Source organism: Streptomyces himastatinicus ATCC 53653, assembly GCF_000158915.1.
GTDB classification, from domain to species: domain Bacteria; phylum Actinomycetota; class Actinomycetes; order Streptomycetales; family Streptomycetaceae; genus Streptomyces; species Streptomyces himastatinicus.
Genome location: NZ_GG657754.1, coordinates 5,799,085 through 5,814,096, shown reverse-complemented (window position 1 = coordinate 5,814,096; position 15,012 = coordinate 5,799,085). Strand labels below are relative to the sequence as shown.

12 protein-coding genes and 2 pseudogenes are annotated in these 15,012 nt (G+C 71.4%); 8 read left to right on the top strand and 6 right to left on the bottom strand.

The genetic code is table 11. From position 1 onward, the window contains the following. The 3 genes from otsB to SSOG_RS24695 all read right to left on the bottom strand — a co-directional run. Positions 1–670 (bottom strand): trehalose-phosphatase (gene otsB, locus SSOG_RS24705; RefSeq protein ID WP_009716977.1); only part of this gene is annotated, 670 nt, incomplete at its 3' end. Positions 671–728: 58 nt separating this feature from the next. Continuing rightward, positions 729–962, bottom strand: coding sequence for a DUF3263 domain-containing protein (locus SSOG_RS24700; RefSeq protein WP_009716976.1), 234 nt, complete (start codon positions 960–962; stop codon positions 729–731). Beyond that, positions 959–2,236 (bottom strand): extracellular solute-binding protein, encoded by a 1,278-nt coding sequence (locus tag SSOG_RS24695; RefSeq protein WP_009716975.1) that lies wholly within the window; start codon positions 2,234–2,236, stop codon positions 959–961. Before SSOG_RS24695 ends, SSOG_RS24700 begins: the two co-directional genes overlap by 4 nt. A gap of 298 nt (positions 2,237–2,534) precedes the next feature. Here SSOG_RS24695 and SSOG_RS24690 point away from each other — a divergent pair. The 3 genes and pseudogenes from SSOG_RS24690 to SSOG_RS24680 all read left to right on the top strand — a co-directional run bounded on the left by SSOG_RS24690 (position 2,535) and on the right by SSOG_RS24680 (position 5,909). Next, positions 2,535–3,562 (top strand): annotated as a pseudogene (locus SSOG_RS24690) (ROK family protein). Next, entirely contained in the window at positions 3,562–4,719 is a 1,158-nt protein-coding gene (gene nagA / locus SSOG_RS24685) for an N-acetylglucosamine-6-phosphate deacetylase (protein ID WP_009716972.1), read from the top strand. Before SSOG_RS24690 ends, nagA begins: the two are co-directional and overlap by 1 nt. A 233-nt stretch (positions 4,720–4,952) precedes the next feature. Beyond that, entirely contained in the window at positions 4,953–5,909 is a 957-nt protein-coding gene (locus SSOG_RS24680; RefSeq protein WP_009716971.1) for a 1-phosphofructokinase family hexose kinase, read from the top strand. Between the two features lie 49 nt (positions 5,910–5,958). On the opposite strand, the gene SSOG_RS24675 is transcribed toward SSOG_RS24680, so the two are convergent. Next, entirely contained in the window at positions 5,959–6,960 is a 1,002-nt protein-coding gene (locus SSOG_RS24675) for a carbohydrate-binding protein (protein ID WP_009716970.1), read from the bottom strand. Between the two features lie 221 nt (positions 6,961–7,181). After that, positions 7,182–8,899: pseudogene (gene cdgB / locus SSOG_RS24670) on the bottom strand (diguanylate cyclase CdgB). Between the two features lie 293 nt (positions 8,900–9,192). On the opposite strand from cdgB, the gene SSOG_RS24665 reads away from it, so the two are divergent. After that, on the top strand, positions 9,193–9,768 hold the full coding sequence (locus SSOG_RS24665) for a flavin reductase family protein (protein ID WP_009716968.1): 576 nt from the start codon (positions 9,193–9,195) through the stop codon (positions 9,766–9,768). 27 nt (positions 9,769–9,795) lie between these two features. On the opposite strand, the gene arfB is transcribed toward SSOG_RS24665, so the two are convergent. After that, on the bottom strand, positions 9,796–10,224 hold the full coding sequence (arfB, locus tag SSOG_RS24660) for an alternative ribosome rescue aminoacyl-tRNA hydrolase ArfB (protein WP_009716967.1): 429 nt from the start codon (positions 10,222–10,224) through the stop codon (positions 9,796–9,798). A 226-nt stretch (positions 10,225–10,450) separates the two neighbouring features. Here arfB and SSOG_RS24655 point away from each other — a divergent pair, with 226 nt between their 5' ends. From SSOG_RS24655 to SSOG_RS24640, 4 genes are all read left to right on the top strand, one after another. Continuing rightward, the gene (locus tag SSOG_RS24655; protein ID WP_009716966.1) at positions 10,451–11,026 is read left to right on the top strand and encodes a TerD family protein; all 576 of its coding nucleotides are present in this window, start codon (positions 10,451–10,453) and stop codon (positions 11,024–11,026) included. Between the two features lie 424 nt (positions 11,027–11,450). Beyond that, a complete protein-coding gene (locus SSOG_RS24650; protein ID WP_009716965.1) occupies positions 11,451–13,070 on the top strand; it encodes a M4 family metallopeptidase in 1,620 nt (539 codons plus the stop codon). Between the two features lie 127 nt (positions 13,071–13,197). Further along, positions 13,198–14,280 (top strand): S-(hydroxymethyl)mycothiol dehydrogenase, encoded by a 1,083-nt coding sequence (locus SSOG_RS24645; RefSeq protein ID WP_009716964.1) that lies wholly within the window; start codon positions 13,198–13,200, stop codon positions 14,278–14,280. A 23-nt stretch (positions 14,281–14,303) separates the two neighbouring features. Beyond that, positions 14,304–14,942 (top strand): MBL fold metallo-hydrolase, encoded by a 639-nt coding sequence (locus SSOG_RS24640; protein WP_009716963.1) that lies wholly within the window; start codon positions 14,304–14,306, stop codon positions 14,940–14,942. The last annotated feature ends 70 nt before the right edge of the window (positions 14,943–15,012 follow it).

The window sequence follows — 15,012 nt, the reverse complement described above, 5'->3', positions numbered from 1 at the left end:
GGTCGCCGAGGTCGTCGCCCGCGTAGAGCACCGCGCCCGCGGAGGTCTCGCGGACGTACTCCAGGAGGGCGATGCCCTTGTCCATGCCCGGCGGGCGCAGTTCCAGGACCAGGCGGCCCGGTTCGACGATCAGGCCGTGGCGCTCGGCCAGCGCCTCAAGGGGGGCGCGGAGCTGGTCGAAGGCGGCCTGGGGATTCTCGGTGCGGCGGGTGTGGACGGCGACGGCGCGGCCCTTGTCCTCGGTCCAGGTGCCGTGCCAGGCGCCGTTCGCCTCCAGGACGCCCGGCAGTTCGGAGCGGACGGCGGCGATGCCCGGGTGGGGTTCGGGTGCCTGGATGGACTGGCTGGACGCGTCCCAGCGCTCGGCGCCGTAGAGGCCGAGGACGACGAGGTTGGCCGGGGCGGCGGTGTCCGCGAAGCCGCCGTAGCGCACGGCGACTTCGGCCGGGCGGCCGGTGATCACCGCGAAGGAGTGCAGCCGGGGGCCCAGCGCGGCGAGGGCCGGGACGGCGCCGGGGTGGGCGCGGGCCTGGTCGGGGTCGGGGACGATGTCGGCGAGGGTGCCGTCGAAGTCGACCCCGAGGACGGCCCGGTCGGGCCGTTCCAGGAGGGCGGTGAGGCCCTCGCGGCCGGCGGCGGTGACGGGTACGGGAAGGGGGTGGCTGCCCATGCGGCGACCCTACCCGGCCCCGCCCACCGGCACCCGTACCGGGACGAAGCCAAAAACCTCAGCGGCGTTCGCGCCGCTCGTCGCGCAGACGCCGCAGCCGGTTGATCGTCACCGGGTCGTGCTCCAGCGCGCGGGGGTCGTCCAGCAGGGCGTTGAGCAGCTGGTAGTAGCGGGTCGGGGTGATGCCGAGCCGCTCCCGTATGGCCCGCTCCTTGGCGCCGGGGCCCGGCCAGCCGTCGCGCTCGACGGCGAGCACGGCCAGGTCCTGTTCGGAGAGTCCGTCGGTGGTCACGAGTTGGCCGTCTCCATGGCGTCCGCGGCCCGCTGGATCTCACCGAGGACGCTCGCGGGGTCGCCGCCCTTGGTCACGGTCGAGCCGATCTTCTCCTTGACCATCTGGCTGATGCCCGCCCAGGAGGTCTTGTCGGCCGGGTAGAACTGGGCCCGGTCCATCTGGTCGAGGAAGCGCCACAGCTTCTTGTGCTCCTGCTCGTGGCGCATCGTCGCGGAGACGGCCGTGGTGACCGGCAGCAGGTCGTATTGGTCGGCGAAGTCCAGCACGTTCTTCTCCTGGTAGACGAAGTCGAGGAACTCCCCGATCTGCTTCCGTCTGCCGTTCGCCTTGAAGGCCATGAGCCAGTCGGCGACGCCCATGGTGGAGGTGGACTTGCCCGTGCGGCCGGGCAGCGGGGCGGTGGCGTAGTCGATGTCGTGGCCGGACGCCTGCTGCATCAGGGTGGGGTGGCCGTTGAGCATGCCGACCTCGCCGCGGGTGAAGGCGTTGAAGACGTCCTGGCGGTTGGTGCGGGCCGGGGAGCGCGGGCCGGTGAGGTCCGCGCCGACCAGCTCGTCCCGCAGCCACTCGAAGGTCTCGATGTTGGCGGTGGAGTCGATGGTGTAGCTGCCGTTGGAGTCGGTGTAGCCGCCCCCGCCGCTGAGCATCCAGATCAGGGCCTCGGCCTGCGACTCCTCGGGGCCGAGCGGAAGCCCGTAGGGGATCTTCACCCCGGCCGACTTGAGCGCTTGCGCGGCGTCCTTCAGATCCGCCCAGCTCTCGGGGGCGGAGGATATGCCCGCCTCGTCGAACAGCTTCTTGTTGTAGAAGAGCAGCCGGGCGCTGGAGACGAAGGGCAGCCCGTACAGCACCCGGCTGACCTCACCCGCCTGGGCGATCGAGGAGATGAACGCGGCCTGGGTGGGGATGGACAGCATCTGGTCGGCGCGGTAGAGCTTGCCCGCGGCGGCGTAGTCGGCGTACGCGCCGATCTGCGCGATGTCCGGGCTGTCGCCGCCCTTGACCATGTCGGCGACCTTCTTGTCGACTTCGGTCCAGCTGTAGACCTTGACGTCGACCGTGATGCCGCTGTGTTTGGCCTCGAAGGCCCGGGCCAGCTTGTCCCAGTACTTCTGAGAGGTGTTCTCGGCGCTGTCGCCGTAGTCCGCCGCGACCACCTTCAGGACGTTCCCGTCCGATCCGCTGTCGCTTCCGCACGCGGACAGCGTGGGCATCGCCACCGCCGTCGCGGCCCCAGCCGTCGTCAGACTCAAGAACCGTCGCCGCTGCACTGCTTCTTCCCACCCCATGGCTTGATTCATCCTCCGCGGATGCTTCTCGCGAAGGTCGAGCGAGTCTGCCTTGCAAACCTCCACAAGGTCTACACCATGGGCGTATCGCTTCGGTATCGGACCTCTCCTTGCCAGGTCAGACGTATCGCACACCCCCACGTGGGATGTGTCACGTCGTCACAACTCGCTTACCTGCGAAGAAGAACCGCCCGGCGAGTGGACTAGACCTCTCGTGGTGGATCGCGGGAGACTGTCCCTTGTGGAACACGTCATCGCCCTCGATGTGGGCGGCACCGGCATGAAGGCCGCCCTGGTCGGGGCGGACCGGACACTCCTGCACGAGGCCAGGCGGCCCACCGGGCGGGAGCACGGGCCCGAGGCCGTGGTCGCCGCGATCCTCGACTTCGCCGCCGAGCTGCGCGCCATCGGCGAGCGGCGGTTCGGCGAACCGGCCGCGGCCGCCGGGGTCGGCGTGCCCGGCGTACTGGACCAGGACCGCGGCGTCGCCGTCTACGCCGCCAACCTCGGCTGGCGCGACGTACCGCTGCGCGCGCTGCTGTCCGAGCGGCTGGGCGGCATCCCGGTCGGCCTCGGGCACGACGTCCGTACGGGCGGGCTGGCCGAGGGGCGGCTGGGGGCGGGCCGGGGCGCCGACCGGTTCCTGTTCGTGTCGGTGGGCACCGGGATCGCGGGCGCCATCGGCATCGAGGGCCGTCTTGAACCGGGCGCCCACGGCGACTCCGGCGAGATCGGCCACATCGTCGTACGGCCCGGCGGCCCCCCGTGCGGCTGCGGTCAGTCCGGCTGCCTGGAGGCGCTGGCCTCGGCCGCCGCGGTGGGACGCGCCTGGGCGGCGGCGGGCGGCGGGCCCGCCGCGGACGCGGCCGACTGCGCCAAGGCCGTCGAGTCCGGCGACCCGCGGGCCGAAGCGGTGTGGCGGGAGGCCGGTCGGCGCGCTCGCCGACGGCCTGTTGACCGCCCCTTCACCCTGGCTGGGACCCCCGAGCTTGCCTTGATCCTTCAGACGGATGGGGCTTCGCCGAGGCCGGGTGGAAGACGCCTGTGTCCATCCTCCGGCTGCGCGCGGCGATCGAGGAGCGGATCACCTTCCAGACGCTCCCCCGCATCGTCCCCGCGGACCTCGGGGACACCGCGGGCTGCCTGGGCGCGGGGCTGCTCGCCTGGGATCTCGTCGCAGCGCAGTCCGCCGCACGGTCCGCCGCCCCGTCCACCGCACCGTCCCCGCACCCCGCGCCGTCGCCCGCGTCCCCCTCACCCCCCTCATCCCCCGCGCAGTCCGCGCAGTCCACGGAGGTATCCGGCTGATGGTCCAGCGAACGGTTCTCACAGGCGCCCGGGTGGTGCTGCCGTCCGGGATCAGCACGGACGCCACGCTGACGGTCGAGGGCACCCGCATCGCCGGAACGGCCTCCGGGGAGGCCGCGGGCGACGCCGTGCGCGATCTGTCCGGCTGCTGGATCGTCCCCGGCTTCGTCGACCTGCACCTCCACGGCGGCGGCGGGGCCTCGTTCTCCACGGGCACCGCCGAGGAGGCGCTGACCGTCATCCGGACGCACCGCGCGCACGGCACCACCACGATGCTCGCCTCCACCGTCACCGGCGACCTCGACGACCTCGCCCGGCAGGCGGCGGTGCTCTCCGAGCTGGCCGAGGACGGCGAGCTGGCGGGCGTCCACTTCGAGGGCCCGTTCATCTCCCCGCACCGCTGCGGCGCCCACCAGCCGTCGCTGCTGCGCGACCCCGACCCGGCGGACGTGCGCAAGCTGATCGACGCGGCGCGCGGCACCGCGCGCATGATGACGCTCGCGCCCGAGCTGCCGGGCGGGCTGGAGTCCGTACGGCTGCTGGCCGACAGCGGCGTCCTGGCAGCGGTCGGCCACACCGACTCGACGTACGAGGCGACGCGGGACGCCGTGGAGGCGGGCGCGACCGTGGCGACCCACCTGTTCAACGCGATGCCGTCACTGCTGCACCGCGAGCCGGGCCCGGTGGCCGCGCTGCTGGAGGATGAGCGGATCACCGTCGAGCTGATCGACGACGGGACCCATCTGCACCCCGCCATGCTCCAGCTGGCCTTCCGGCGCGCGGGCGCGGACCGGGTCGCCTTCATCACCGACGCGATGAGTGCGGCGGGCATGAGCGACGGGAGCTATGCGCTCGGCCCGATGGGGGTCGAGGTCAAGGACGGTGTGGCACGGATCAGCGACGGGCCCACGGCCGGTTCCATCGCGGGCTCCACCCTCACCCTCGACCACGCCTTCCGGCGGGCCGTCACGGTCGACGGGCTCGGCGTGGACCAGGCGGTCCGGGCGCTGTCCACGACCCCCGCGCGGGTCCTGGGGCTGGCGGACCGGGTGGGGTCGCTGGAGGCGGGCAAGGACGCGGACCTCGTCGTCCTCGACGCCGACTTCCGGCTGCGGGGCGTGATGCGGCGCGGCGCCTGGGTGGTCGACCCCCAGTAGAGACCCGCGGTAGAGACCCGCAGTAGCGGGCCGCTGACCCGTACGACACGCCCCGCTGACCCCGAATTGGCCGATTACGCACCATGATTGGGCGTCCCGGTCATCCCAAAGGGGTGGGCCGGGCGCCGCGCCTTTGGCATGATCGCTCAGGCGCGGGCGCCGCTCGGCCCCCAGCCACACGCTTTCAGCACAGGAATCTCCGTCCGGCGGGGGGACGGGAGAGGAGATGCCGGGTGATCCTGACGGTCACGCTCAACACCGCCCTCGACATCACCTACCGGGTGCCTCGACTGCGCCCCCACGCCAGCCATCGCGTGTCCGAGGTCACCGAACGGCCCGGCGGCAAGGGCATCAACGTCGCGCGCGTCCTCGCCGCACTCGGCCACCACACCACCGTCACCGGCTTCGCCGGAGGGGTGACGGGCACGGTGGTCCGCGAACTGCTGGCAGACGATACGGACAGAGACACGGACACCGGCGGCGGGCGGATCACCGACGCGCTGGTGCCGATCGCCGGTACCACCCGGCGCACCCTCGGCGTCGTCGACACCGCGTCGGGCGACACCACCCAGCTCAACGAGACCGGACCGGCCGTCACCTCCGCCGAGTGGGCCGCCTTCATGGACGCCTACGCCGGGCTGCTGCGCGGGGCCTCGGCGGTCGCGCTGTGCGGCAGCCTGCCGCCCGGCGTCCCGGTCGGTACGTACGCCCAGCTCATCCGCGAGGCCCGGGCTGCGGGCGTGCCCACCCTGCTGGACACCAGCGGCGAACCGCTGCGCCGCGGCGTCGCCGCCCGCCCCGACATCGTCAAGCCCAACGCCGAGGAACTGGCCGGGCTCACCGGATCCACCGAGCCGCTGCGCGCCGCGCGCGACGCCCGGCGGCGCGGGGCGCGCGCGGTGGCCGCCTCGCTCGGCGCGGACGGACTGCTCGCGATCACCGCCCAGGGCGCCTGGCGCGCGGCACCGCCGGAGCGCCTGGCGGGCAATCCGACGGGCGCCGGGGACGCGGCGGTGGCGGGGCTGCTGTCCGGTCTTGTGGACGAGGCGTCCTGGCCCGAGCGGATGGCGCGCGCGGTGGCCCTGTCGGCGGCGGCCGTGCGGGCACCGGTGGCGGGCGAGTTCGACCGGGCGGTCTACGCGGAGCTGCTGGACCGGGTCGAGGTCACCGAGCACCCGTCGGCGGCCTGAGGCCCTGAGGGAAGCGGGACGGCGCCCCGGGGTGCCGTCCCGCGTGCCGTCAGCCCCGCTTCAGCCACATCTGGTCGAGGTTGACGTCGCACTTGTCGCCGTCGCCGCAGGACAGGGTGATCGTGTTGCTGCCCTGGCTGAGCTGGACGATGGACCACGAGTACGTCCAGCCCTTCTCGTAGTCGCCCTTGGGCGCGTTCGAGAAGTTCTTCATGCTGATCGGCCGGTCCGACTTCTTGCCGTTGACCGTCAGCGACAGGCTCTGGTCCTCACCGGGCACGCCGTAGCGCACGTACAGCTTGTACGCCTTGGCCCGGTCGACGTCCACGTCCCAGGTCGCCGAGGAGCCGGGGCTGTTGACGCCGACGTACGTGCCGCCCTTGCCCTTGGCGCCCTTGACGTCGCTCGCCGGGGCCGCGCCACCGCCGAGCGACATGTTGGCCGCGTCCTCCTTGGGCAGCTTGGCGCCCGGCTTCTTGGAGGGCTCCGGCTTGTCGCTGGGCTCGACGCTGGAAGCGGCCGTGGGCTTTCCGCCCGCCTGGTCGCCCTTGTCGTTCTCGTCGCCGCCGCTGTTGGTGAGCATCGCGACACCGATACCGACGACGACCACCGCGACCACGGCGACGGCGCCGATCAGCAGCCCCCGGTTGTTGGGGCCGCGGCCGCCACCACGCGGGGCGGGGGCGGGCTGACGGGGGCCGCCGCCGCCGGGCAGCGTCTCGGGGGCGGCGTAGTGGGCGTTCTGCTGCCCGTAGCCCTGCTGGCCGTAGCCCTGCTGGCCCTGCTGCCCGTAGCCCTGCGGCTGCTGGTTCGGGATCTGCTGGCCGTAGTTGCGCTCACCGACCGCGCGGACGTGGTTGTACGAGGTGCGGGGCACCCCCGGCTGCTGCTGCCGACCGGCCGGACCGGGGTAGCCGTACCCACCGGTACGGGCGGAACCCGGCTGACCCGACTGGCCGCCCTGCCCGCCCTCATCGCCCTCCGAGCGGTACAGATAGGCGAACGGGTCGTCGTTCTCCGGTGTGTCCGAGCCGTTGTTGCCGGCCGTCATCCCTGGTCACTCCCCTATGCATATGGCCATCGGCGCTCAGGTGTGCGTACGCGCCACGACAGCTCATATCAGGGCCGACAGGGCCTCAACAGGGCGTGGGCTGTCCGGATGGCCAATATTCATGATCGGTTCACTGTCGGCGGCAGGGCCGCATCGACGCAGCGTACCTCGATCGGAGCGGGCCGGGATGCCGCCCTTCCCGGCCACGGCCCGTCCGGCCCTCACCCGGCCCGTCTGCGCTCTTTCGAACGGGACCGCTTCTCGACGTACATCCGCTGGTCGGCGGAGTGCAGAACCTCCTCGGCCGACATGCCGCAGCCCGCCCAGCCGATGCCGAAACTGGCCCCCACCCGCACCGCACGGCCGTCGACCCGGATGGGCGGCAGGATCGCGTTGCGCAGCCGGACGGCCAGGTCCTTGGCGTCCGCCCGGCCGAGCCCGTCGGCGAGGACGACGAACTCGTCACCGCCGAGCCGGGCGACGGTGTCGCCGTCCCGCACCCCGTTGGTGAGGCGGCGGGCGACCTCGATGAGAACCGCGTCACCCGAGTGGTGGCCGAACCGGTCGTTGATCGACTTGAAGCCGTCGAGATCGCAGAAGAGGACCGCGAGCCCCTTGTGGCCGTCGTCGACGTCGTCGTCCTCGTTGGGCGCGAAGGTGTGCACATGGTGGTCGAACGGGACGCCGCCCGCGGCGGGCGGGGGCGGCGAGCCGAAGCCCTCGAACTCGTCGAAGCCGAGCGGGAAGCCGCCCACGGCCAGTTTTTTGTTTTCGCGCCGCCGTCCGCTCCCGGCAGGGCGTCCGCTCCCGGCAGGCCCTCGGTGAACTCCGCCCGGTCGTCCTGCGGCGTTTTGGGCGCACAGCCTGCTGCCGAGTGTTTGGTGCGCAGCTCGGCGCTGTTGGGCAGGCCGGTCAGCGAGTTCATGGCTGGCGCGGTGGGCGAGGGCCAGCTCATGGCGTTTTGCTCTCCTCGATGTCCTCGACGTGGGTGAGCAGGAAGCGCGGGCCGTCGGCTGCGTTCGGCGACCACCGAGTTACGGAGCGACACCCAGACGAACGAGCCGTCGCGGCGGGCGAGCCGCAGCTCGGAGCGGCCGCCCTCGTGGGAGGTGCGCAGCAGGGTGCCGATGTCCTCGGGGTGGACGAGATCGGCGAACGAGTAGCGGCGCATCGCCGAGGCGGGGCGGCCCAGCAGCCGGCACAGGGCGTCGTTGGTGCGCAGCAGATGACCGTGCTGATCGCCGCCCATCTCGGCGATGGCCATGCCGCTGGGGGCGTACTCGAACGCCTGACGGAAGGATTCCTCACTGGCCCTGAGGGCCTGCTGCTCGCGCTCCAGGCGCAGCAGGGCGCGCTGCATGTTGCCGCGCAGCCGTGCGTTTCCGATCGCAATGGCGGCATGGAAGGCGTACATCTGCAACGCCTCGCGCCCCCATGCGCCGGGGCGGCGCCCGTTGCGCGGTTTGTCCACGGACAGGACCCCGATCAGCTCGCCGCCGGAGCCGCCCGCCGCGTACAGCGGGGCGAACAGGCGGTCCATCGGGTGCCACTCGTCGGCGAAGCGGGGCGCGGGGCCGGGGGTATGCCACTGCGGCACGTCGTCATCGTCGAGGACCCAGCCCTCGGTGTGCGGGATGAAGCGCAGATCGCCCCAGCGGTCGCCCATCGACAGTCGGCGGTCCCAGGAGGTACGGGAGCCGACCCGTCCGGCCATCAGCGCCTCGGCGCCCGCGCTGCCGCCCACGGCGGCGACCACCAGGTCACCGTCCGGACGGACCAGATTGACGGCCGACAGCTCGTAGCCGAGCCCGGCTATGACGCCGTCGGCGACGGTCTGCAAGGTGTCGGCGAGGCTGCGGGCGGTGTTCAGGTCGGCGACCACCTGATGCAGCTGTCGCAGGGTCGCAAGGCGGATATAGGGCTCCGACTCGGCCTCCATCGCTCGCACTCCCCCGAGACCTCGACAGCAACTCCTGGCTTCCTTTGTCGTCCGATTGCCAACGGCCACTGAATCACAGCGAGCTGCCCACCCGGTACACAGGGTCAACAATTACTGGCTGCTGTGACTCATGTCACAGACCGTGTTCGCGCCCCGCCAGAACCGCATGGGAGCGCTCCTACATTTTCTGAACGCAAATTCCGCAAGCGGGCCGCCTACGGCCGGAGACCTACGTCCGGAGTGGTCCGGTGGCCCGATGCGCGGGGCCGCGCGACGCGACTAGCGTGTAGAACGTGTTCCAGACGACGCCTTCCGCCCCCGCCCCCGCCCCGACCCCGGCCGGGCCCGCCGTCCCGCATGCTGGTGGGGTGAGTGAGGACGACTTCCGCGCCGCCCTGTCGCGGCTCGCGGCCGGTGTGGTGCTGGTGACCGCGCACGACCCGGAAGAGGGGCCGAGCGGTGAGGACGTCGGCATGACGGCCACCGCGTTCATGTCGGTGTCACTTGACCCGCCGCTCGTGATGGTGAGCGTTCGCAACGGGTCCCGGCTGGACGAGCTGCTCGAACGACAGCCGCTCTGGGCGGTGTCGGTGCTGTCGGAAAGTCAACGGACCACAGCGGGACGATTCGCCATGAAGGGGCGCATCAGCGACCGGCTGCTGTTCGAAGACATGGCGGTGACCCACGGCGCGGAGTCGGGCGCTCCGCTGGTCTCCGGGGCGCTGGCGACGCTCGAATGTCGCACCGAGCAGCGGGTGACGGCCGGGGACCACACCCTGGTGGTCGGCCGGGTGCTGTCGGCGACGACGCCGAGCGCGGAGGGCGGGCCGCTGATGTACTACCGCGGCCGCTACCGCACGCTCGAATAGCCCGAATAATTCAGTGCTCCTGGGGGCTCAGCCCCAGTCGCGTCCCGACCGCCCGCGCTTGGTGTCGCTCCGCTTCTTCTTCTCCCGCAACCGGCGCTCGTTGATGCCGCGCGGGATCCGGGTCGGGCGGCGCGGCCTGGGCGGCGGCGCTGACGCCTCCGCGAGCAGCGAGGCGAGCCGGACGGCGGCGGTCTCGCGGTTGCGCCACTGGGAACGGTGCTCGGACGCCCGTACGGTCAGCACCCCGTCGGCCAGCCGCCCGGCCAGCCGCTCCAGCGCGCGCTCCTTCCACACCTGCGGCAGCGCGTCGGTGGCGGCGAGGTCGAAGCGCAGCTCGACGGCGCTGTCACTCGTATTGACGTGCTGCCCGCCGGGCCCGGACGACCGGGAGAAACGCCACATCAGCTCCGCCTCCGGCAGAGAGACGGAACCACGGATGACATAGGGCCCGGACATGGCTCCATGGTCACCCGCCGACCCCTGCGGCGTCATCCCGTTTTGCCGCGGCCGGGAGCGCGGAGGCAGGGGCTCCGGGGACACCCATCAGGGTTTGGCAAAGAAAGTAAAGGTACCTGGAACCTGTGGGTGCCCTGATGGCGTTGTGGAGGATGACGGCGACTTCGCCCGGAGCAATGGACGAAGCTGCCGACTCGAACCATCGAGACCACGAAAGGGACTCCCCATGGCTGTAAGCCTGTCCAAGGGCGGCAACGTCTCGCTCACCAAGGAGGCACCGGGCCTGACCGCCGTCACGGTCGGCCTCGGCTGGGATGTCCGCACCACCACGGGCACCGACTTCGACCTGGACGCGAGCGCCATCGCCGTCAACACCAACGGCAAGGTCTACTCCGACCAGCACTTCGTGTTCTTCAACAACAAGGCCACCCCGGACCAGACCATCGTCCACACCGGTGACAACGTGACCGGTCAGGGCGAGGGCGATGACGAGCAGATCAACGTCAACCTGGCGGGTCTGCCGGCCGACATCGAGAAGATCGTCTTCCCGGTCTCGATCTACGACGCCGAGTCGCGCAGCCAGAACTTCGGTCAGGTGCGGAACGCGTTCATCCGTATCGTCAACCAGGCCGGTGGCACCGAGATCGCCCGCTACGACCTGAGCGAGGACGCCGCCACCGAGACCGCCATGGTCTTCGGCGAGCTGTACCGCAACGGCGCCGAGTGGAAGTTCCGCGCCGTCGGCCAGGGCTACGCCTCGGGCCTGGTGGGCATCGCGCAGGACTTCGGCGTCAACGTCTGACGTTCTTCAGCGCAGCCTCAAGCGCAGCACGCGGCGAGGGCCGCCCCCGACAAGGGGGGCGGCCCTCGCCGTTTTTCCTGACAAGGGAGGACCAACCAGGCATTTCCCCGCTATACCTGACTGACCGAAATTTGCCCTGCTTGAATAACGAACGGTCAAATTCTTGTTACGCACCTGTCAGAACGGATCGTTCGATGACAATCTCTGCTCGGCTCGCCGCGCGTCTCTTCTGACTCCGCGGTAAGTCCTTGGTTCCGCACGCACACGGGCCGCCCCACGGCCCGGCAGGCACCTCCCGCCACGGAACCGAAGCGCGCCACTGGCACCTCACGCACCACTCCTGCTCGACCGGACAGTCCACCCACGGCTGTCCGCACCCCCTACACAGGGCCGCGATCCCGCGGCCCCTCAGCAAGGAGACCGAGTGAGACCTCACGCTTCCTCCCCCCGCAAGAAGACCATCCGCGCGGCCGCGTTCGTCGCCTCCGCCGCGATGGTCGTCATCGGCATCCAGACCGGCTCGGCCAACGCCCAGCCGGACAGCTCCCGTGAGGCGGGCGCGACCGCGCTGCTGCTGACCCCCGCGGAGCGCACCGCCTCGATCAAGGCGGCGCAGGCCGATACCTCCGCCCAGGCCGACCACCTGGGGCTCGGGGCCAAGGAGAAGCTCGTCGCACGCGACGTCATCAAGGACGCCGACGGAACCGTGCACACCCGCTACGAACGCACCTACGACGGGCTGCCCGTCCTCGGCGGCGACCTGGTCGTCCACGAGAAGCCCAGCGGCGCCCGCACCGTCACCAAGGCGACCAGCGCGAAGATAGCCGTGGCCGGCACGGACGCCGCGGTGTCCTCCTCCGCCGCCTCCAAGGCCGCGCTGAAGGCCGCGACCTCGGCCGACTCCGGCGAGAAGGCCAAGTCGCCGCGCAAGGTGGTCTGGGCCGCGACCGGCAAGCCCGTGCTGGCCTGGGAGACCGTCGTCACCGGCACCCAGAAGGACGGCACGCCGAGCGAGCTGCACGTCATCACCGACGCCGCGACCGGCAAGAGGCTGGCCGAGAACGAGGCCGTCCACACCGGGACCGGCACCAGCAAGTACAGCGGCACGGTGCCGCTCGGCACCACCAAGAGCGGCTCCACGTACAGCCTCACCGACGGCACCCGCGGCAGCCACAAGACGTACGACCTGAACCAGGGGTCGTCGGGCACCGGCACGCTCTTCACCGACGCCGACGACGTCTGGGGCGGCGGCCGCCAGACCGCCGGGGTCGACGCGCACTACGGCGCCGCCGAGACCTGGGACTTCTACAAGGAGGTCCTGGGCCGCAACGGCATCAAGAACAACGGCGTGGGCTCGTACTCCCGCGTCCACTACGGCAACAACTACGTCAACGCGTTCTGGCAGGACTCCTGCTTCTGCATGACGTACGGCGACGGCTCGGGCAACGCCAACGCGCTCACCTCGATCGACGTGGCCGCCCACGAGATGACCCACGGCGTCACCGCCGCCACCGCCAAGCTCAACTACAGCGGCGAGTCCGGCGGCCTCAACGAGGCCACCTCCGACATCTTCGCGAGCGCCGTGGAGTTCTACTCCGGCAACTCCTCCGACGTGGGCGACTACCTCATCGGCGAGAAGATCAACATCAACGGCGACGGCACCCCGCTGCGCTACCAGGACAAGCCCAGCAAGGACGGCGCGTCCCGCGACTACTGGTCCTCGACGCTCGGCAACATCGACGTCCACTACTCGTCCGGGCCCGCCAACCACTTCTACTACCTGCTGTCCGAGGGCAGCGGTGCGAAGACCATCAACGGCGTGAGCTACAACAGCCCGACGTACGACGGCTCGACGGTCACCGGCATCGGCCGGGACAAGGCCACCAAGATCTGGTACAAGGCCCTGACCACGTACCTGACCTCCACCAGCAAGTACGCCCAGGCCCGCACCGCCACCCTCAGTGCCGCCACCGACCTCTACGGGGCGAACAGCACCGAGTACAAGGCCGTCGCCGCCGCCTGGACCGCGATCAACGTGAAGTAGAGCTCGGCGTGAAGTGAAGACCACCGCGAAGTGAAGCGGAACGGGCCGCACCGGCGATTCCGGTGCGGCCCGATGCGGTCGCCCCGAGTTCCTGTCACAGCCGCTGATCGGCCCTTACGCTGCTCCCATGACTCAACACGTACGCGGCGTGGTGGCCCCCGGCAAAGGCGAGCAGGTCCGGATCGAGACGATCGTGGTGCCGGACCCCGGCCCGGGCGAGGCGGTGGTGAAGGTCCAGGCGTGCGGCGTCTGCCACACCGATCTGCACTACCGGGAAGGCGGCATCAACGACGACTTCCCGTTCCTCCTCGGGCACGAGGCAGCGGGCGTCGTGGAGTCCGTCGGCGACGGCGTCACCGAGGTGGCCCCCGGCGACTACGTGATCCTCAACTGGCGTGCGGTGTGCGGCCAGTGCCGGGCCTGCCGCCGCGGCCGCCCCTGGTACTGCTTCGCCACCCACAACGCGTCCCAGCCCATGACGCTCACCGACGGCACCGCCCTGAGCCCGGCCCTCGGCATCGGCGCGTTCGCCGAGAAGACGCTGGTCGCGGCGGGCCAGTGCACCAAGGTCGACCCGTCCGCCTCCCCGGCCGCCGCCGGGCTGCTCGGCTGCGGGGTCATGGCCGGGATCGGCGCCGCCATCAACACCGGCAACGTCGGGCGCGGCGACGCGGTCGCGGTCATCGGCTGCGGCGGAGTCGGCGGCGCCTCGATCGCCGGATCCCGGCTCGCCGGTGCCGCGAAGATCATCGCGGTGGACGTGGACGACCGGAAGCTGGAGCAGGCCCGCTCCCTCGGCGCCACCCACACCGTCAACGGCAAGACCACCGACGTGGTCGAGGCCATCCGCGAACTGACCGACGGCAACGGCGCGGACGTGGTGATCGAGGCGGTCGGCCGCCCCGAGACGTACCGGCAGGCCTTCTACGCCCGCGACCTGGCAGGCACCGTCGTCCTGGTCGGCGTGCCCACCCCGGAGATGAAGCTCGAACTGAATCTGATCGACGTCTTCGGCGGCGGCGCCCTCAAGTCCTCCTGGTACGGGGACTGTCTGCCGTCCCGCGACTTCCCCCTGCTGATCGACCTCTACCAGCAGGGACGGCTCGACCTGGATGCCTTCGTCAGCGAGACCATCGGGCTCGACGACATCGAGGCGGCGTTCGAGAAGATGCACCGCGGCGACGTCCTGCGCTCGGTGGTGATCCTCTGATGACCTCTGGTGGTGACACCGCGATGACCCCTCCGCCCGTACGCATCGACCACCTGGTCACCTCCGGCACCTTCTCGCTGGACGGCGGCACCTGGGACGTCGACAACAACGTCTGGCTCATCGGCGACGACCACGAGGCGTACGTCATCGACGCCGCCCACGACGCGGACGCGATCGTCGAGGCCATCGGCGACCGCCGGCTGCTCGGCATCATCTGTACGCACGGCCACGACGACCACATCGACGCGGCCCCGGACGTCGCCGACCGCACCGGCGCCCCGATCCTGCTGCACCCGGACGACGAGGTGCTGTGGCGGATGCGCCACCCGAACCGCGCCCCGGACAAGCCGCTGGCCGACGGCGACGTGCTCACCGTCGGCGGTACGCAGCTGCGCGTCCTGCACACCCCCGGCCACTCCCCCGGCGCGGTCTGCCTGCACGCCCCCGCGCTGACCACCGTGTTCTCCGGGGACACCCTCTTCCAGGGCGGACCGGGCGCCACCGGGCGCTCGTACTCCTCGTTCGAGACGATCATCGAGTCCATCCGGGAGCGGCTGTTCGCCCTGCCGCCGCAGACCGTCGTCCGCACCGGGCACGGCGACCCGACGCTGATCGCGGACGAGGCGCCGCACCTGGAGGAGTGGATCGCGCGCGGGCACTGAGGGGCTCATGCGAAGGGCGCCGGGCCCGCCCCGGCGCCCTGCCCTCCTGTGCGCCAAGACCCCCGTGACA

Excerpts from the sequence above, each read along its gene's own strand:
- nagA (WP_009716972.1), top strand. The coding sequence starts at position 3,562 with ATGGTCCAGCGAACGGTTCTCACAGGCGCCCGGGTGGTGCTGCCGTCC.
- SSOG_RS24675 (WP_009716970.1), bottom strand. The coding sequence starts at position 6,960 with ATGACGGCCGGCAACAACGGCTCGGACACACCGGAGAACGACGACCCG.
- arfB (WP_009716967.1), bottom strand. The coding sequence starts at position 10,224 with ATGTCCGGGCCCTATGTCATCCGTGGTTCCGTCTCTCTGCCGGAGGCG.
- SSOG_RS24655 (WP_009716966.1), top strand. The coding sequence starts at position 10,451 with ATGGCTGTAAGCCTGTCCAAGGGCGGCAACGTCTCGCTCACCAAGGAG.
- SSOG_RS24645 (WP_009716964.1), top strand. The coding sequence starts at position 13,198 with ATGACTCAACACGTACGCGGCGTGGTGGCCCCCGGCAAAGGCGAGCAG.
- SSOG_RS24640 (WP_009716963.1), top strand. The coding sequence starts at position 14,304 with ATGACCCCTCCGCCCGTACGCATCGACCACCTGGTCACCTCCGGCACC.